Origin of the sequence: uncultured Maribacter sp. (assembly GCF_963974015.1) — a bacterium.
Classification (GTDB): domain Bacteria; phylum Bacteroidota; class Bacteroidia; order Flavobacteriales; family Flavobacteriaceae; genus Maribacter.
In genome coordinates this window covers 38,255-56,535 of sequence record NZ_CAXBBZ010000018.1, presented here as the reverse complement: position 1 = coordinate 56,535, position 18,281 = coordinate 38,255, and the positions used below count along the sequence as shown (strand labels likewise).

The following is an 18,281-nucleotide window of genomic DNA, read 5'->3' as shown; positions in this document are numbered from 1 at the left end:
TAAGTATAATGACCAGTGGCACTGATGTCTGTTCGAAGACGTTGAGACTTAATGTTAATGGAATCGAAAATACTTTTTTTAATAAGAATAGTGCTAAAGAAAATACGGCATTAATCGGTTTGAACAACATAAATAGAAATATTTTGGTATCAAATGAAAATGTCGGTGGTTTGGAAGTGAATAATGATTTCAAAATATTTCCCAATCCTACAAAAGGAAATATAGCCATGAATCTCTCACATTATATGGGTAGAAAAGTATTCGTTACCATTAATAAAATTAATGGTCAAGAAGTATTTAATGAATTTTTCATGAAAAATCATAGACTTGAAGAATCAATTAACATTTCAGAATTTGCTGAGGGTGTGTACCTTTTAAGAATCAACTGCGAAAATGAAATAATTAGTAAAAAACTTATTCTTCGAAAATAATAAGTTTTTACCTTTTAGGTAGCGAAGTCCTTTTCAATTATGAAAAGGACTTTTTTGGTTATGGCACAAGAATTGAAATACTAATATTTCAAAGGAAGCTTTAATAGCTTTATTAGCTGTGTTAGCATTGCCTTAACAGCTTTTAAGTATAATTTTAAAAAATAAAATTCTGTTGGTTTAATGACAGAATGACCGATATATAAGTATGAAAGATTCTAAATTTTCAAATTTTGACAATATGTCCTTACAGGGGATCGATCAGGATTCTGAGTTAATACCATTATTGACCCCTGAAGATGAAGAGCAGATGAATGGTGAGACATTACCAGAAACATTGCCTATTTTACCTTTACGTAATACGGTGTTGTTTCCAGGAGTAGTAATACCCATAACCGCTGGTAGAGATAAGAGTATCAGATTAATTAAAGATGCTAATAATGGTTCTAAGGTCATTGGCGTCGTATCACAGAAGGATGAAGAAACAGAAAATCCTGATGTCCAAGATATAAATACCTTGGGTACGGTTGCAAGAATATTACGTGTTCTTCAAATGCCAGATGGTAATACCACGGTAATAATTCAAGGTAAAAAGCGATTCGAAATTGCTGAAGTTTTGACTAAGAAACCTTATATAACTGCTACAGTAAGAGAAACAAAAGAAATTAGACCTGAGAAAAATGATAAGGAGTTTTTGGCCATTATTGAATCAATTAAGGATTTGGCTCTTAAAATTATTAGGGATAATCCGAATATACCTAGTGAGGCTTCATTTGCTATAAAGAACATTCAGAGTGATTCTTTCCTTATAAATTTTGTATCATCTAATCTTAATTTAGATGTAAAGGCTAAACAAGAATTATTGGAAATAGGAAGCTTACAGGAAAGAGCTTTGGCTACATTGAAATATATGAATATTGAGATGCAGAAATTGGAGCTTAAAAATGATATACAGTCCAAAGTTAGAAGTGATTTAGATCAGCAACAACGTGAGTACTTTTTGCATCAGCAGATGAAAACCATTCAAGAAGAATTGGGTGGCGTTTCTTATGATGAAGAATTGGAGGAGATGAAGATCAGGTCTCAAAAGAAAAAATGGAGTAAAAAGGTGAAAGAGCATTTCTTGAAGGAACTTTCAAAAATGCAGCGAATGAATCCGCAAGTGGCCGAGTATTCCATACAGCGCAACTATTTGGATTTAATTTTGGATTTGCCCTGGAATGAATACTCCAAAGATAAATTTGATCTAAAGCGAGCACAACGTATTTTGGACCGTGACCATTATGGGCTGGAAGATGTAAAACGCCGTATTATTGAATATTTGGCAGTTTTGAAATTACGAAATGATATGAAGTCACCGATTTTATGTCTTTATGGCCCACCGGGTGTTGGTAAAACATCTTTAGGTAAATCGATAGCAGAGGCATTAGGAAGGGAGTATGTAAGAATGTCATTAGGAGGTCTCCGTGATGAAGCTGAAATTAGAGGGCATCGTAAGACATATATTGGTGCCATGCCTGGAAGAATTATTCAAAGTCTTAAGAAAGCGGGTACTTCCAATCCTGTTTTTATTTTAGATGAAATAGATAAATTATCGAACAGTAATCAGGGAGATCCATCATCTGCAATGTTAGAGGTCTTGGATCCAGAACAGAATAGTGATTTTCATGATAATTTTTTGGAAATGGGATATGACCTATCAAAGGTGATGTTTGTTGCTACTGCCAATAACTTGGGTGATATTCAACCCGCACTTAGGGATCGAATGGAAATTATTCATGTTAGTGGATATACCATAGAAGAGAAAGTTGAGATAGCTAAAAAGCATTTGTTGCCAAAACAATTGACTGAACATGGATTGAATACAAGTCACTTGAAAATTGGGAAACCCCAGTTAGAGAAAATAGTTGAGGGATATACTCGTGAATCTGGAGTGCGTTCTTTAGAGAAGCAAATTGCGAAAATGGTGCGTTATGCGGCAAAGTCAATTGCAACAGAGGAGGAATACGATATTAAGGTGAGTAATGAAGATATTGTAAAAGTATTAGGTGCTCCTAAAATGGAGCGTGATAAATATGAGAATAATGAGGTTGCAGGTGTTGTTACTGGTTTAGCATGGACGAGTGTTGGCGGTGATATTCTATTTATAGAATCTATTCTTTCGAAAGGTAAAGGGGCTATGACTATTACCGGTAATCTAGGGAAGGTGATGAAGGAATCTGCAACTATTGCAATGGAGTATATTAAATCAAATGCAGAGCGGTTTGGTATTGATCCAGAAATCTTTGAAAAGTACAATGTACATATTCATGTTCCTGAAGGTGCAACGCCTAAAGATGGCCCAAGTGCAGGAATTACGATGCTAACTTCATTAGTATCATTGTTCACTCAGAAGCGAATCAAGAAGAGTTTGGCTATGACCGGTGAAATAACTTTGCGTGGAAAAGTATTGCCAGTTGGGGGTATTAAAGAAAAAATTCTAGCGGCCAAGAGAGCACGTATAAAAGAAATAATTCTTTGTGCTGATAATGAACGAGATATTAAAGAAATTAAGGAATCCTATTTAAAAGGATTGACATTTCATTATGTAAAAGAAATGTCTGAAGTTATTGATATTGCTATTACAGACGAAAAAGTAAAAAACGCAAAAGAGCTTTAGTCATCCTTTTATTTATATTTTTGGAATAATGAAAAAAATCACCATAGCTATTGATGGATATTCTTCTACAGGTAAGAGTACTTTGGCTAAGCAGTTGGCGAAAAAGTTACATTACATATATGTAGACACCGGTGCTATGTACCGTGCGGTAACCTTATATGCGATGAGAGCAGGTTGTATAGAAAACGGTAAAATTGATAAGAAACCTTTAATTGAGTCTTTGGGTAATATTGATTTGAAATTTGTTTTTAATACCAATTTAGGATATGCCGAAATGTATTTGAATGGAGAAAACGTTGAAAAGGAAATTCGAACGATGCCTGTTTCAAAGAATGTAAGTCAAGTGGCAGAGCTAGAATTAGTTCGAAAAAAGTTGGTGGCCATGCAACAGATTATGGGAGCTGATAAGGGTATAGTAATGGATGGAAGGGATATTGGTACCGTTGTATTTCCTGATGCCGAACTTAAAATTTTTATGACTGCTTCACCAGAGAAAAGAGCGGTTAGGCGTTATAAAGAATTGTTGGATAGGGGAGAAAATGTGAAATATGATGACATTTTAGAGAATGTTCAAAACCGAGATTATATTGATAGTAATCGAGTAATTTCACCTTTAAAAAAGGCAGAAGATGCTATTGAGTTCGATAATAGCGATTTAGGTTTAGAAGATCAGTTTCAAAGAATATATGAGCATGCGCTTCGAATAATAAATAAGTAAGTATAAAAAAAGGGGTTAGCATTGCTAACCCCTTTTTACTACTATATAGTTTCTATTTGTTCGGTATTACCAATACTTGATCAGGATGAATAACATCCGGATTTTTTAAAATATTAGTATTGGCCTCAAAAATAGCTTTATATTTCATTGCATCACCATAATAGTGTTTTGCTATTTTACTCAAAGACTCCCCACCTTTAACAACATGTCTGTGATACACTGAATCGTCTTCAACTGTAATATTAGCTTTTATATCAGAAGGACTTTCTCCACCCAATTGCTTGATTTTATCCCATATTAGGTCTTTTTCATAAGGAGTTTTTGCTTGTCCTTTTATTTTTAGGATATCACCTTCAACGGTTACGTTACCGTCCTTTATACCTAGTTGCTCACCAAGATCTAAAACACCTTGATACTTCGCTTTAACACTCATAATTCTACTTTTTAATGGTTAATTTAATGCTTCTAAGATAATAATATTTAACTTGTTTTTCCTTAGATTATTGCCATAATCGCTAAATGAATGAAACGTAACAAGTTGTCTTGTCTATTTTAAATAAAATGATTATTTTTGCACACCTTTTTTGCAAGGAAGTCAAGAGAAAAAGGAACAAAAAAAATTATTATAACTACTTTCATAGTCGTTGCCTAAGTCTTGATAAGGTTATGAAATACAAATTAATAATCAGCAAATGGCTGAAGAAAAAACAAACGCAGAGGTAGCTGAAACTACTGAAGTAACACAACAAGCTGCTGTAGAGACTCCACAGCTAGATCCACAAGAATTTTTAGAGAATTTCAATTGGGAAAAATACGAACAAGGAATTGAGCGTGTTGATGATTCAAAATTGAAAGAATTTGAAAAATTAGTGGCTGAAAATTTCGTTGACACTGCAGATGCAGAAGTAGTTGAGGGAAAGGTAGTTTATATTACAGATAGAGAAGCTATCATTGATATCAACGCAAAATCTGAAGGTGTAATTTCGTTAAACGAATTTCGTTACAACCCGGGTTTAAAAGTTGGTGACAAGGTAGAGGTCTTGATTGATATCCGCGAGGATAAAAGTGGTCAATTAGTTTTATCGCACAGAAAAGCAAGAACTATCATGGCTTGGGATCGTGTTAACGCGGCTCATGACAAAGAAGAAATAGTTAGTGGTTTTGTTAAATGCAGAACTAAAGGTGGTATGATCGTTGATGTTTTTGGAATTGAGGCATTCTTGCCAGGTTCTCAAATCGATGTGAAGCCAATTCGTGATTACGATCAGTATGTAAACAAAACAATGGAATTCAAAGTTGTGAAAATCAACCACGAATTTAAAAACGTTGTTGTTTCTCATAAAGCCCTTATTGAAGCGGATATTGAAGAGCAGAAAAAAGAAATCATTAGCCAACTTGAAAAAGGACAAGTATTAGAAGGTGTTGTTAAAAACATTACTTCTTACGGTGTCTTTATTGATCTTGGTGGTGTTGATGGTTTAGTGCATATTACTGACCTTTCTTGGAGTAGAATTAATCACCCGAACGAGGTTGTTGAATTAGATCAAAAATTAAATGTTGTAATTCTTGATTTTGATGAAAACAAATCTAGAATTCAATTAGGTCTTAAGCAATTAGAGAAGCATCCTTGGGAAGCTTTAAGTGATGAGATTAAAATTGGAGACAAAGTTAAAGGTAAAGTAGTCGTTATAGCTGATTATGGTGCGTTTATCGAAGTTGTTGAAGGTGTTGAAGGCCTTATTCACGTTTCTGAAATGTCATGGTCTACACATTTACGTTCCGCTCAGGATTTCGTAAAAGTAGGTGATGAGGTTGAAGCTATTGTATTGACATTGGATCGTGAAGATCGTAAAATGTCTCTTGGTATCAAGCAATTGACTCCAGATCCTTGGACTGATATTACAACTAAATATCCTGTAGGTTCTAAGCACAAAGGTATTGTTAGAAACTTTACGAACTTTGGTGTTTTTGTTGAACTAGAAGAAGGTATCGATGGTTTAATTTATATCTCTGATCTTTCTTGGACTAAGAAAATCAAACATCCATCAGAATTCACTAATGTAGGTGATACTTTAGAAGTTGAAGTATTAGAATTAGATGTTGATGGTCGTAAGTTGAGCTTAGGTCATAAGCAAACTACTGAAAACCCTTGGGATAAATACGAAACTGAGTTTGCGTTAGGTACTGTTCATAAAGCAACAATATCTGATGTAGTTGATAAGGGTGCAACAATTGAATTTAACGAGGATATTACTGCATTTATACCACAACGTCACTTAGAAAAAGAAGATGGTAAAAAACTAGGTAAGGGCGATGAAGCTGAATTCAAGATTATTGAATTCAATAAAGACTTCAAACGCGTGGTAGCTAGTCATACTGCTATTTTCCGTGAAGAAGAGCAACGTAATGTAAAAGCAGCTGTGAAAAGACAAGCGGCTAGCGCAGAAGAAGCTAAGCCTACTTTAGGTGATGCTAACGATGCTTTACAAGCGTTGAAGGATAAAATGGAAGCAGCTGATTCTAAAAAGAAGAAGTAATTTTCTATAAATATCTCCTAAATAATTAGGAAGTCAAAAAGTCCGGGTTTACTCGGGCTTTTTTTTGTTTTGTAACGGGACTCAAATATTCGATTTTTTAAAGTGGAATTACCTATTTTTGTGAAGTAAAAGCATTGTCGGCCAATTATGAGTCAAAAAGTCCTACTATCTTCCAAAGAAATAAACATTATACTTCACCGACTGGCATGTCAGCTTCTTGAGAACCATTTAAGTTTTGAAAACACAGTGCTTATAGGAATTCAACCTAGAGGTAAATTTTTAGCTCAGCGATTAACTAAGATTTTAAAGGAAGAATATAAGGTAAAGCAAATCGAACTAGGTTTTTTAGATATTACCTTTTATCGAGATGATTTTAGAAGGGGAGATAAAACATTAGAAGCGACAAAAACCAATATTGATTTTTTGGTTGAGGATAAAAATGTTGTATTAATTGACGATGTGCTTTATACCGGCAGAAGTATTAATGCAGCCTTAACTGCTCTGCAGTCATTTGGTAGGCCTAAAGATGTTGAGTTATTATGCTTAATTGACCGAAGGTTTAGTAGACATTTACCTATACAGCCTAACTATAGAGGTCGCCAGGTAGATGCTATTAATGACGAAAAAGTTAAGGTGATGTGGGAAGAAAATGATGGAGAGGATATCATATATTTAGTAAATAGATAAGAAAATGAGCGAACTGAGTGTCAAACACTTACTGGGAATCAAATATCTAAAGGAAACCGATATTCAACTTATTTTTGAGACAGCCGATCATTTTAAAGAAGTTATTAATCGGTCGATTAAAAAGGTTCCATCACTTCGCGATATTACTATAGCTAACATATTTTTTGAAAATAGTACTAGAACAAAGTTGTCTTTTGAACTAGCTGAAAAGAGATTGTCAGCAGATGTTCTTAATTTTTCTGCAAGTCAATCTTCGGTAACAAAAGGAGAAACACTAATTGATACCGTGAACAATATTCTATCTATGAAAGTAGATATGGTAGTAATGCGGCATCCCAATCCAGGAGCCGGAATATTTCTATCAAAACATGTAAAAGCTTCAATAGTAAATGCTGGTGATGGCGCACATGAGCATCCAACTCAAGCCTTATTGGATTCATATTCAATTCGAGAAAAGTTAGGAGATGTTGCTGGTAAAAATGTAGTTATTGTTGGTGATATTCTTCATTCTAGAGTTGCACTTTCAAATATTTTTGCCTTGAAATTACAAGGAGCAAATGTTAAAGTGTGTGGTCCTAAAACCCTATTGCCTAAGTATATAGATTCTTTAGGTGTAGGTGTTGAAACAAACTTAAGAAAAGCCTTAGAGTGGTGCGACGTAGCTAATATGTTGCGTATACAAAATGAGAGGCTCGATATCAGCTATTTTCCAACAACACGAGAGTATACACAGCAGTTTGGCGTAAACAAAAAATTGTTGGATAGTCTAGATAAAAAAATTGTAATTATGCACCCAGGCCCAATTAATAGGGGTGTTGAAATTACTAGTGATGTTGCAGATTCAAAACAATCCATAATTTTGAATCAAGTTGAAAACGGCGTAGCCATACGTATGGCGGTTATTTATTTATTGGCATCTAAAATTAAGTGATATGATTTTTAATACAGAAGAATCGTTGATTGTAATCTCTCAAGAGAAAATTTCTATTGAGCTGTTTTTAGAAAATTTGGAAATCGAGTATGCTAAATTGAAGAATGATAATTTGGTCTTAGATTTGTTAGCCTTTTCAAAACTGTCTCCTTATAATGTTATTTCGTTCTTAGAATTAGCTAAAAGGCATAAAAAAAACGGGAAATCTTTTGTTATAGTTTCAGACAAAGTTTCATATGACGATGTTCCAGATGAAATTAGTATAGTTCCTTCATTACAAGAAGCAAGAGATATTGTTGAAATGGAAGAAATAGAACGTGATTTAGGATTATAAATCAACTAGTTTTATTAATAAATAGAATTTATTATACTAATTTATGCGCCTTACCATACTAGGCTGTTACGCGGCAACTCCAAGAACTTTAACCAACCCTACGGCCCAAGTATTAGAGATTAATAATCATATTGTTCTTATCGATTGTGGTGAAGGTACTCAAGTAGAGTTGCGAAGGCGAAAAGTTAAATTTTCAAGAATAAATCATATTTTTATTTCCCATCTTCACGGAGATCATTTTTTCGGACTCCCAGGGTTAATATCAACCATGCGCTTGCTAGGGCGGGAAAAAGAATTACATGTTTACGGGCCAAAAGGTATTAAAGAAGCGATAACCCTTCTATTGAAATTAGGTGATTCTTGGACCAATTATCCATTATTATTTCATGAACTAACAAGTAAAGAACCAGAACTAGTTTTTGATGACAAAAAAATTTCTGTAACTACTATTCCTTTAGATCATCGAATTTATACCAATGGTTTTTTGTTTAAGGAGAAAGAGGGTAAAAGAAAACTAAATATTGATGCAGTTCAATACTATGGAATTGACAAAGCGTATTTTCAGAATATTAAAAATGGAAAGGATATTACTTTAGATAATGGTGAAACGGTATCGAACAAAGAATTGACCTTTGACCCACCTAAACCAAAATCATACGCATTTTGCAGTGATACTGTCTATGATAAAAGTTTATCGGCACAGGTAGACGGAGTGGATATTTTGTACCACGAATCGACCTTTTTAGAATCAGATTCAAAATTAGCGACCAAAACTAAACATTCTACCGCATTGCAAGCGGCTAAAATAGCTAAAGCTGCAAATGTAAAAACCTTAGTGTTAGGGCATTATTCTACTCGCTATAAATCTATAGAGCTTTTTAAGGAAGAAGCCACCACCGTTTTTTCTAACGTTTTGCTTGCTGACGATGGTCGTACATTTGATTTTTAGTGCGTTTTAATCTGATTTAATGGCATATATTTTCCTTTCTTTTTAGAACTTTGTTTATCTTGTTTTTAACCTGAAAATGATGCAGAAAGATTTAAGTAATTATAGAAAATCGTACGAGAAAAGCGCTTTGATGGAAGATAGTATTTCTGACAATCCTTTACAGCTCTTTCAAACTTGGTTTTATGAAGTTGAAAAGTCAGATAGTGTTGATGAGCCTAACGCTATGACCGTTTCCACAGTGGGTCTAGATGGTTTTCCGAAAAGTAGAGTGGTACTTCTTAAAAAATATACTCACGAAGGTTTTATTTTTTATACAAATTATAATAGTGAGAAGGGTTTGGCAATTGCAGAAAATCCTAAACTATGTATTTCCTTTTTTTGGTCGAATTTGGAGCGACAGATTATTATTAAAGGTACAGCAGAGAAATTAGCCAAAAACCTTTCTGATGGCTATTTTGAATCACGCCCAGACGGTAGCAAATTAGGAGCCTTGGTGTCTGATCAAAGTTCTGTAATTGAGAGTAGAACAGTATTAGAGTCTAAACTAGCTCAGCTAGAGAAGGAATATAGAGGTAAGGAGATAGAACGACCAAATCATTGGGGTGGTTACCTTGTTAGACCAGTGTCTATAGAGTTTTGGCAAGGAAGACCTAATAGGTTGCATGATAGAATACGGTATACGTTAACAGATGATTTTGATTGGAAAATGGAGCGATTGGCACCTTAATTTTATAGAGTCTAGATGAAGAATTTATTTTTAATGCGCCATGGTAAATCCTCTTGGGAACTAAATGTTAGTGATCAAGATAGAGCTTTGTTGCAAAGAGGCATTACTGATGCCCAATTAGTGGCTACCGAATTTGCTGGTAAAAATTTGAAAATAGATTATGTGTTTTCAAGTCCTGCAAATAGGGCATTTCATACGAGTATGATTTTTTTAAGGACATTAAAATATCCATTGAAACACTTTTCTGTGGTTTCGAATTTATATGATTTTTCAGGCGATAAGGTTGTCGATTTTATAAAGAGCTTAGATGATTCTTTAGATAATGCTCTCATTTTTGGGCATAATCATGCATTCACATATATCGCGAACGCATTAGGAAACAAGCATATTGACAATGTACCTACTAGTGGGTTCGTACAATTACAGTTTAAAGAAAATTCATGGTCCAGTATTACACAGGGCTCAACAATATTAACCATTTTTCCAAAGGAATTAAAAGCATGGTAAAAAATAATAACCAGTACGTAAATAGAGAAATTAGTTGGCTTTGGTTCAACGAACGTGTATTGCAAGAAAGTGCTGATAAAAACGTGCCGTTAATTGAAAGACTTCGGTTTTTAGGAATTTTTTCAAATAATTTAGATGAATTCTTTAAAGTTAGATATGCCACTGTAAAACGTATTGTTGAAGCCGGGAGAAATGGAAAGAGTGTATTAGGTGGAGAAAAGGCTAAAGATTTACTAGATGAAATCACGAAAATTGTAATTGAGCAACAAACAAAGAGTTTAGCTATTCTTAAGAAAATAGAGCATGAACTGGAAGGCAAGAACATTTTTATTTTAAAGGAGACTGAATTAAACGAAAGTCAGAAAGAATTTGCGAAAGATTATTTCTTAAAAGAGGTAAGTCCGCAGTTAATGACAATCATTCTAAATGAGCTTACACGTTTTCCTACATTAAAAGATACCGCAGCCTACTTAGCAGTTAAAATGGTGATTAAAAGTGACCATAGCAAAAAGGAAAAACGATATGCATTAATTGAGATACCTAAAGGTATTGACCGTTTTGTAGTGCTACCAGATGAAGGTGATAAAAGCTTTATTATCATTCTAGATGATTTGATTAGATATTGTTTAGACAACATTTTTACCATGTTCGAGTACGAATCGATATCGGCTCACATGATCAAGATTACAAGAGATGCAGAGCTTGACATGGACAATGATTTAAGTAAGAGTTTTATCGAGAAGATATCTTCGAGTGTAGAACATAGAAAAATGGGTGATCCAGTTCGTTTTGTATATGATAAAAGTATAGGTAGAGATACCTTGGCTTTTCTTAAGGAAAAAATGAACATTGAAGATACCGATAGTGTTATACCTGGCGGTAGGTATCATAATCGTAGAGATTACATGGGCTTTCCTAGTCTTGGTAGAAAAGATTTATTGTACGAAAAAATAATCCCCTTACCAGTAAAAGGTCTTAGTGTAGAAGGTAGTATATTAGAAAGTATTGCAAAAAAAGATTATTTGCAATATACCCCTTATCATACCTTCACCTATATATTAAAGTTTTTAAGAGAAGCGGCACTTGATCCTAAGGTTCGTACCATCAAAATTACGGTATATAGACTAGCGAGTAATTCTCAAGTGGCAGCATCACTGATTAATGCGGTTAAAAATGGTAAACAAGTTACCGTACAGATAGAGCTTCAAGCTCGTTTTGATGAACAGGCGAATATTGAATATGCAGAGCAACTTCAAGCAGAAGGTGTTAAGTTAATTTTTGGTGTACCTGGTCTTAAGGTACACAGTAAAATTTGTTTGATCGAAAGAGAAGAAGGTCATGAAATAAAGCGCTACGGGTTCATAAGCACAGGCAACTTCAATGAATCTACAGCAAGAATTTATACGGACTATACCTTATTTACAGCATATGATCCAATTTTAAAGGAGTTGAACAAGGTGTTCGACTTTTTTGAAACTACTTATAAAATAAATAAATACAAACATCTTATCGTTTCACCGCATTATACAAAAAATGCATTTATGAAATTGATAGATGTAGAGATAGCAAATGCCATTTTAGGTAAAGAAGCTTATATTAAAATAAAGATGAACAGTTTTACGTCTTATAAGATGGTTGATAAACTGTATGAAGCGAGCAGGGCAGGGGTGAGGATCCAGTTGATCATAAGAGGTATATGTTGCTTAGTGCCAGGCATTAAGGGTATGAGCGAAAACATTGAAGCTATAAGCATTGTAGACAAATTCTTGGAGCATACTAGGTTATTTGCGTTCGCTAATGGGGGTAATCCTAAAATATATATATCCTCTGCAGATTGGATGACTCGGAATTTAGATTATAGGGTCGAAGTAGGATGTCCTATCTATGATGAGGATATTAAAAATGAATTAATGGATACTTTCGAAATATGCTGGAAAGATAATATGAAGGCTCGTATTTTTAATGAAAAACAAGATAATGCCTACAGAAAAACTACGGTGCCTAAAATAAGGTCACAATTTGCTACTTATGAATATTATGCAAAAGATGTAAAGAAAAAATAACTTAGACATTACCCGTGAATGGACTCTTTTTTACTAAGGTCTTTCATGATTTTAGCTTCATATTCCAACAGGTTATTCCATTTTTCGTTGACTTCTTCTAGTTCTCCATATTTACGGGCGAATTTTAAAAACATAGTATAATGGCCGGCTTCACTGATCATTAATTTATGATAGAAGTCGGCTAATTTTTTATCTTCCAATTCTTCAGATAAAAGCCTAAAACGCTCACAGCTTCGAGCTTCTATAAGTGCGGCATATAATAATCTATGAACAAGTTGAGTGGTTCGGCTACCTCCTTTTGGGAAGAACTTCAATAGTTCAACTACATATTCATCTTTCCTATCTCTACCTAAGGTATTGCCCCTTTTTATAATAAGGTCATGCACCATTTTAAAGTGGCCCATTTCTTCCCTAGACAAAGCGACCATTTCTTCTATTAATTCGGTATATTCTGGAAAAGATACAATTAATGATATAGCAGTACTTGCAGCTTTTTGCTCGCAATACGCATGATCAGTTAATATTTCATCAATATTCTTTTCAACAATATTTACCCATCTTGGGTCAGTAGGAAGTTTTAAGCCTAGCATAATAATCTTTTATTCAAAATTAGAAAGATTTTATAGACTTCACCAATTATTATCAACCAGCTTTGACAACTAACTAATTAATAATAATTATTTTTGAGGTAAAGTCAATCTTAGATAATAAAATGCACAATCAAGAACAAATTCAAAATATTTTAATCAAATATGGAGCACCAGAAAGTTTGGCTTGGTTAAAGGATAAAATCAGTAAGATGGCAGAAAACAAATCTTCTAAAGATTTGTTTATGACCTACAGTCTCTTAAATATGAAATTTGATTCTTTGAAGCCTATTTCGTTTGAAAATGTAGTTGATGATTGTTCCATCTATTTCAAGGCGCATAGGTCAAATTTGCTTCAAATAGCAAGAATTTATCTTTTGTCCGAAATTCTTGGACAAGATGAAGAATTCTATACACCTAAAGTTGCCAATATTATTCAAGTGGCCGATACAGGTGAGCTAGAAACTTTTTTGAAATATTTAGTTTTATTACCTAACCCTGAAGCATATAAGCAAACTGCTGTTGAAGCCCTACGTACTAATATTGCAATTATTTTTGATGCCATATCGTTAAATAATCCTTATCCAGCAAGATACTTTAATGATCAACAATGGAATCAAATGTATTTAAAGGCGGCATTTATGGAACGTGATCTTTCGTTAATAGAATCTGTAGATGAACGAGCCAATGCAGACTTAACAAGAATTATTTCAGATTATGCCCATGAACGATGGGCGGCATCAAGAAAAATAGATCCTGTTTTTTGGAGGCCCGTATCAAAGTTTCTTAACGAAGAACTTTTGAAGGATATGATTAGGCTACTGAATAGTGAAGATTCAATTGAAAATAAAGCAGGTGCATTGTGCTGTTATCACTCAGGTAATGAAAAAGCAAATACCCTTTTGAATAACTTCCCGGAATTACGACATAAGATTGCTGATGGGCAAATAAATTGGAATACGCTTAAACAATAATAGTATGGATGAAAAAATGATGATTATCGACCCACATGTACACATGTCGTCACGAACAACAGATGATTATGAAGCAATGGCTGCGGCAGGTGTAGTGGCTATTATAGAGCCTTCTTTTTGGTTAGGCCAACCTAGAACCCAAGTGGGGTCTTTTCAAGATTATTACAGTAGCCTTGTTGGTTGGGAGCCATTTAGAGCTAGCCAATTCGGCATTAAACATTATTGTACAATCGGTCTTAATTCAAAAGAGGCAAATAATGAAGCACTTGCGGAACAAGTAATCGAATTATTGCCTTTGTATGTTCATAAAGAGAATGTTGTTGCCATCGGGGAGATAGGATATGACGATCAAACGCCAGCTGAAGACAAGTTCTTTAGAATACAATTAGAAATGGCTAAAGAGTTGGATATGACCGTACAAGTTCACACACCGCACCGAGATAAGAGAGCAGGTACGATTAAAAGTATGGAGGTTTGTTTAGAACATGGTTTAGATCCAGCTAATGTAATTATTGATCATAACAATGAAGAAACCGTTAAGGATGTTCTTGATCGTGGTTTCATTGCGGCATTTACCATTTACCCTAAAACAAAAATGGGTAACGAACGAATGGTAGAAGTTGTGAGAAAATTTGGTAGCTCAAATATCATAGTTGATAGTTCAGCAGACTGGGGTGTAAGTGATCCACTGGCAGTTCCTAAAACAGCTTCTTTAATGTTGAAAAGAGGTATTTCTATGGAAGATGTTAGAAAGACTTGCTACCAGAACGCTTTAGATGCATTTAGTAAGAATGGTAAGATGAAAGAATCCCATTGGTTACAGCCAGATAGTATTAATCAATCTCAGCTATATAATGATAATAGTGTTTTAAGAGGGCAGATTCCACGAATCGACGAGGATAAAATTACTTAAGATGAAAGAAAAGTTAATGGGTTTTGCTCGTTTGGCAAGACCTGCAAATTTGCCAACTGCTGCTGCAGATATTTTAGCTGGCGTTGCAATTACTCTTTTTCTTGAGAATATTGAGGTACTTAGTTTTTTAAAGGGAAATTCAATTAGCGTAATATTATTGGTTTTTTCATCAATATCCTTATATGCTGGCGGAGTTGTTTTTAATGATGTGTTTGATGCCGAGTTGGATGCTATTGAACGTCCTGAAAGACCTATACCAAGTGGTTTGGTTCCTAAACATGAAGCGGTATATTTTGGAATCATTCTGATGGTGCTAGGAATTGGCTTGGCATTTAATTGCAATATGTTAGCAGGTATAATTTCCATTGTACTAACAATAGCGATTTTGATTTATGACGCTTATTTAAAACAATTCGGATTTTCAGGCCCGTTGAATATGGGTATCTGCAGGGGTTTGAATCTTCTTTTAGGGATGTCGATTGTCTCAGAAATTTCTAATTGGTATATAGCGCTTGTGCCTGTAATCTATATTTTTGCCATCACATTAATTAGCAGGGGAGAAGTACATGGTAACAATAAGAAACATATTGTTTGGGCTGGAATATTGTATACAATAGTTATAGCAACAATAACGTTTATTGTATTACAACAGACAGATAAAGTTTTAATGTTAATACCATTTTTACTGTTGTTCAGTTTTTTGATTTTTTCACCTTTATTTAAAGCGTACAGGGAAAATTCTCCAAAGAATATAAAAAAAGCAGTTATTTCTGGCGTATTATCACTTGTTGTTATGAACGCCTGTTGGGTGGCCGGCTTTTCTAGTTGGTACTTAGCATTGGCAGTACTTTTGTTATTGCCATTATCTATGCTGTTGTCTAAATTATTTGCCGTAACCTAAATTTATATGCAATTTCAACCTATAAAACAATCATTTAAAGTTCAATATGATTATCAATTGTATTTCACTTCAGGACTTTTTACTTTAGATAATCCGCTATTCTCGAAATTAATTTCCGACTATAAAGAATTTGAACCGGTTAAACTCTTGTTCGTTTTAGATGACGGTGTAAAAAATCATCATCCGAAATTAATTCATCAAATAGAGTCATATTGTAACAGCAATAAGGATAACTTAAAGTACACGGATACAATAGTACTTCAGGGCGGTGAGCAAGTTAAAAATAGTGATTCGGCTATTGAATCGGTTTTGAAAGGCATAAATGAGAATAAAATTTGTAGACATTCTTTTGTTGTTGTTATAGGTGGTGGTGCAGTAATAGATATGGTTGGTTATGCTGCTGCTATTGCACATAGAGGTGTTAAGTTAATACGAATTCCAACTACGGTTTTATCACAAAATGACTCAGCGGTTGGGGTCAAGAATAGTGTGAATGCGTTTAAGAAAAAGAACTTTTTAGGAACTTTTGCTCCTCCATATGCTATAATTAATGATAGTAATTTCTTAGAAACTTTAGAACAACGCGATTGGATCTCTGGTATTTCAGAAGCGATTAAAGTAGCCTTGATAAAGGATGAAGATTTTTTTCAATACATAGCTAATCATGCCAGTGCCTTGAAGAATAGGGAAATGGAGCCAATGCAATATGTGATTTATAAGTGTGCCGAAATGCATATGCATCATATTGCTCAAGGTGGCGACCCTTTCGAGTCAGGCTCTTCTAGACCTTTAGATTTTGGACATTGGGCAGCCCATAAAATGGAGTTCATGACTAATTATGAATTAAGACATGGTGAAGCGGTAGCGAAAGGTATCGCTCTTGATGTAACCTATGCTCAATTAATTGGTTTGATTACTGAAAGCGATTTGCAACATATATTAAATGTAATGGTTGAAATCGGTTTTGATCTTTCGCTTCCTGTAAATACTAGTAGTGAAATTGAGACTTTGATGAATGGAATAGAGGAGTTTAGAGAGCATTTGGGAGGTCAACTGACAATTACCCTTATTTCTGGACTAGGAGTCAAGCATGACGTACATACAATTGATATGAAGCTTATGACTGAGGCTATTGGTAAATTGAATCATCAATTCGCATTAAACTAAAGTAGATGCAATTAAAAGAGAGGTTACACTTAACATATTGCACCAATATTCACCCAGGTCAAGATTGGAAAAGTACGTTCGAAAGTATTCAGAAGCACGTTCCAGGAATCAAGAAAGAGGTTTCTAGTGATCAACCTTTTGGTTTAGGACTTCGTTTATCGAATAAAGCTAGTGAAGAACTTGAGGTTGGAACAAATATGTCCGATTTCAAAAAATGGTTGACAGAAAATAGTCTATACGTATTCACCATGAACGGATTTCCATATGGGAATTTTCATGATGAACGAGTTAAAGATATGGTGCATGCTCCAGATTGGACTACGAATGAAAGGCTTATATATACTAAACGTTTATTTCGGCAACTTTCAGAATTGTTGCCAAAAGGATTAAATGGCGGTATTTCTACATCTCCGATAACATATAAATATTGGTATAAAACAGAAGAGGAAGTTAAAAAAGCATTTGAAGTAGGTGCAAAGCATATGCTCCAAGTTGCTGAACATTTATTTGAATTAGAAAATACTACCGGAAAATATATGCATTTGGATATTGAACCGGAACCAGATGGACTTTTAGAGAATAGTGATGAGGTTTTACATTTTTATTCAAAATATTTAGTGCCATTAGGGATTAAATTTTTTGAGATTAAGTTAGGCTTGGGTGCTTTAGAAGCTGAAGCGCTTATCAAAAAATACATAACCGTATGTTATGATATTTGCCATTTTTCACTGGCCTTCGAAGAACCTGTAGACACGTTTGCAAAGTTTAAAGAACAAAATATTCGAGTAGGAAAAATTCAAGTTAGTGCAGCATTAAAGATTGTATTCAATGGTACAAATGATGAACTAATATGGGACGAGCTATCTCAATTTAATGAACCAACATATCTGCATCAGGTTACTGAAAAGATTGACGGAGTAGTTAAAACGTTTAGCGACCTTCCTATGGTTTTAGAGCGAAAGGGAGCTCATCATGAACTTCGTGCTCATTATCATGTTCCCATTTTTTTGGAAAAGTATGGAGCTTTATTTTCCACCCAAGACCATATTTTAAAAACAATTGAATATTTAAAATCAAATTCTGTATCTGAACATTTAGAGATTGAAACATATACATGGGATGTGCTTCCGGCAGATTTAAAACAAGACTTGTCAATATCTATTATCCGCGAAATTAAATGGTTAAAATCACGCTTGTAA

Annotated in this window: 18 protein-coding genes; 16 read left to right on the top strand and 2 right to left on the bottom strand. The window is 34.2% G+C overall.

Annotated features, from left to right (window positions below; translation table 11 throughout):
- From AACZ41_RS16130 to cmk, 3 genes are all read left to right on the top strand, one after another.
- Positions 1-431, top strand: a 431-nt coding sequence (locus AACZ41_RS16130) for a T9SS type A sorting domain-containing protein (protein ID WP_339629634.1), incomplete at its 5' end; no start/stop codon positions are given.
- A 205-nt stretch (positions 432-636) separates the two neighbouring features.
- Positions 637-3,087, top strand: a complete 2,451-nt coding sequence (lon, locus tag AACZ41_RS16125) for an endopeptidase La (protein ID WP_339629633.1) — start codon at positions 637-639, stop codon at positions 3,085-3,087.
- 28 nt (positions 3,088-3,115) lie between these two features.
- Positions 3,116-3,805, top strand: coding sequence for a (d)CMP kinase (gene cmk / locus AACZ41_RS16120; RefSeq protein WP_339629632.1), 690 nt, complete (start codon positions 3,116-3,118; stop codon positions 3,803-3,805).
- Positions 3,806-3,857: 52 nt separating this feature from the next.
- Here the strand turns inward: cmk and AACZ41_RS16115 are convergent, their stop codons facing one another.
- Positions 3,858-4,238: a LysM peptidoglycan-binding domain-containing protein gene (locus AACZ41_RS16115; protein WP_339629631.1), complete on the bottom strand. Its 381-nt coding sequence runs from the start codon at positions 4,236-4,238 to the stop codon at positions 3,858-3,860.
- A gap of 259 nt (positions 4,239-4,497) precedes the next feature.
- Here AACZ41_RS16115 and rpsA point away from each other — a divergent pair, with 259 nt between their 5' ends.
- The 8 genes from rpsA to ppk1 all read left to right on the top strand — a co-directional run bounded on the left by rpsA (position 4,498) and on the right by ppk1 (position 12,540).
- Positions 4,498-6,342, top strand: a complete 1,845-nt coding sequence (gene rpsA / locus AACZ41_RS16110) for a 30S ribosomal protein S1 (RefSeq protein ID WP_339629630.1) — start codon at positions 4,498-4,500, stop codon at positions 6,340-6,342.
- 147 nt (positions 6,343-6,489) lie between these two features.
- Positions 6,490-7,029 (top strand): bifunctional pyr operon transcriptional regulator/uracil phosphoribosyltransferase PyrR, encoded by a 540-nt coding sequence (pyrR, locus tag AACZ41_RS16105; protein ID WP_339629629.1) that lies wholly within the window; start codon positions 6,490-6,492, stop codon positions 7,027-7,029.
- 4 nt (positions 7,030-7,033) lie between these two features.
- Positions 7,034-7,960 (top strand): aspartate carbamoyltransferase catalytic subunit, encoded by a 927-nt coding sequence (locus AACZ41_RS16100; RefSeq protein ID WP_339629628.1) that lies wholly within the window; start codon positions 7,034-7,036, stop codon positions 7,958-7,960.
- A 1-nt stretch (position 7,961) separates the two neighbouring features.
- Complete coding sequence (locus tag AACZ41_RS16095; RefSeq protein ID WP_339629627.1) at positions 7,962-8,294, top strand: ribonuclease Z; 333 nt, start codon at positions 7,962-7,964, stop codon at positions 8,292-8,294.
- 43 nt (positions 8,295-8,337) lie between these two features.
- Positions 8,338-9,243 carry a ribonuclease Z gene (locus tag AACZ41_RS16090; RefSeq protein ID WP_339629626.1) on the top strand — a complete coding sequence of 302 codons (906 nt, stop codon included), beginning with the start codon at positions 8,338-8,340 and terminating at the stop codon, positions 9,241-9,243.
- Between the two features lie 79 nt (positions 9,244-9,322).
- Complete coding sequence (pdxH, locus tag AACZ41_RS16085; RefSeq protein WP_339629636.1) at positions 9,323-9,970, top strand: pyridoxamine 5'-phosphate oxidase; 648 nt, start codon at positions 9,323-9,325, stop codon at positions 9,968-9,970.
- Between the two features lie 15 nt (positions 9,971-9,985).
- A complete protein-coding gene (locus tag AACZ41_RS16080) occupies positions 9,986-10,477 on the top strand; it encodes a histidine phosphatase family protein (protein WP_339629625.1) in 492 nt (163 codons plus the stop codon).
- Entirely contained in the window at positions 10,471-12,540 is a 2,070-nt protein-coding gene (gene ppk1 / locus AACZ41_RS16075) for a polyphosphate kinase 1 (RefSeq protein ID WP_339629624.1), read from the top strand. Before AACZ41_RS16080 ends, ppk1 begins: the two co-directional genes overlap by 7 nt.
- A gap of 8 nt (positions 12,541-12,548) precedes the next feature.
- Here the strand turns inward: ppk1 and AACZ41_RS16070 are convergent, their stop codons facing one another.
- Positions 12,549-13,130: a tRNA-(ms[2]io[6]A)-hydroxylase gene (locus AACZ41_RS16070; RefSeq protein WP_339629623.1), complete on the bottom strand. Its 582-nt coding sequence runs from the start codon at positions 13,128-13,130 to the stop codon at positions 12,549-12,551.
- 122 nt (positions 13,131-13,252) lie between these two features.
- On the opposite strand from AACZ41_RS16070, the gene AACZ41_RS16065 reads away from it, so the two are divergent.
- The 5 genes from AACZ41_RS16065 to eboE are packed head-to-tail and all read left to right on the top strand — an operon-like array spanning position 13,253 to position 18,281.
- Positions 13,253-14,101 carry an EboA domain-containing protein gene (locus tag AACZ41_RS16065; protein WP_339629622.1) on the top strand — a complete coding sequence of 283 codons (849 nt, stop codon included), beginning with the start codon at positions 13,253-13,255 and terminating at the stop codon, positions 14,099-14,101.
- A gap of 4 nt (positions 14,102-14,105) precedes the next feature.
- Positions 14,106-15,014 (top strand): TatD family hydrolase, encoded by a 909-nt coding sequence (locus AACZ41_RS16060; protein ID WP_339629621.1) that lies wholly within the window; start codon positions 14,106-14,108, stop codon positions 15,012-15,014.
- Position 15,015: 1 nt separating this feature from the next.
- The gene (gene eboC / locus AACZ41_RS16055; RefSeq protein WP_339629620.1) at positions 15,016-15,915 is read left to right on the top strand and encodes a UbiA-like protein EboC; all 900 of its coding nucleotides are present in this window, start codon (positions 15,016-15,018) and stop codon (positions 15,913-15,915) included.
- A gap of 6 nt (positions 15,916-15,921) precedes the next feature.
- Positions 15,922-17,082, top strand: a complete 1,161-nt coding sequence (locus AACZ41_RS16050; RefSeq protein WP_339629619.1) for a 3-dehydroquinate synthase — start codon at positions 15,922-15,924, stop codon at positions 17,080-17,082.
- Positions 17,083-17,087: 5 nt separating this feature from the next.
- On the top strand, positions 17,088-18,281 hold the full coding sequence (gene eboE / locus AACZ41_RS16045) for a metabolite traffic protein EboE (RefSeq protein ID WP_339629618.1): 1,194 nt from the start codon (positions 17,088-17,090) through the stop codon (positions 18,279-18,281).

Coding starts and splice junctions, on each gene's coding strand:
- AACZ41_RS16080 (WP_339629625.1), top strand. CDS start 9,986: ATGAAGAATTTATTTTTAATGCGCCATGGTAAATCCTCTTGGGAACTA.
- eboC (WP_339629620.1), top strand. CDS start 15,016: ATGAAAGAAAAGTTAATGGGTTTTGCTCGTTTGGCAAGACCTGCAAAT.
- AACZ41_RS16100 (WP_339629628.1), top strand. CDS start 7,034: ATGAGCGAACTGAGTGTCAAACACTTACTGGGAATCAAATATCTAAAG.
- ppk1 (WP_339629624.1), top strand. CDS start 10,471: ATGGTAAAAAATAATAACCAGTACGTAAATAGAGAAATTAGTTGGCTT.
- AACZ41_RS16065 (WP_339629622.1), top strand. CDS start 13,253: ATGCACAATCAAGAACAAATTCAAAATATTTTAATCAAATATGGAGCA.
- AACZ41_RS16050 (WP_339629619.1), top strand. CDS start 15,922: ATGCAATTTCAACCTATAAAACAATCATTTAAAGTTCAATATGATTAT.
- AACZ41_RS16060 (WP_339629621.1), top strand. CDS start 14,106: ATGGATGAAAAAATGATGATTATCGACCCACATGTACACATGTCGTCA.
- lon (WP_339629633.1), top strand. CDS start 637: ATGAAAGATTCTAAATTTTCAAATTTTGACAATATGTCCTTACAGGGG.
- rpsA (WP_339629630.1), top strand. CDS start 4,498: ATGGCTGAAGAAAAAACAAACGCAGAGGTAGCTGAAACTACTGAAGTA.
- pyrR (WP_339629629.1), top strand. CDS start 6,490: ATGAGTCAAAAAGTCCTACTATCTTCCAAAGAAATAAACATTATACTT.
- eboE (WP_339629618.1), top strand. CDS start 17,088: ATGCAATTAAAAGAGAGGTTACACTTAACATATTGCACCAATATTCAC.
- AACZ41_RS16070 (WP_339629623.1), bottom strand. CDS start 13,130: ATGCTAGGCTTAAAACTTCCTACTGACCCAAGATGGGTAAATATTGTT.
- pdxH (WP_339629636.1), top strand. CDS start 9,323: ATGCAGAAAGATTTAAGTAATTATAGAAAATCGTACGAGAAAAGCGCT.
- cmk (WP_339629632.1), top strand. CDS start 3,116: ATGAAAAAAATCACCATAGCTATTGATGGATATTCTTCTACAGGTAAG.
- AACZ41_RS16115 (WP_339629631.1), bottom strand. CDS start 4,238: ATGAGTGTTAAAGCGAAGTATCAAGGTGTTTTAGATCTTGGTGAGCAA.
- AACZ41_RS16090 (WP_339629626.1), top strand. CDS start 8,338: ATGCGCCTTACCATACTAGGCTGTTACGCGGCAACTCCAAGAACTTTA.
- AACZ41_RS16095 (WP_339629627.1), top strand. CDS start 7,962: ATGATTTTTAATACAGAAGAATCGTTGATTGTAATCTCTCAAGAGAAA.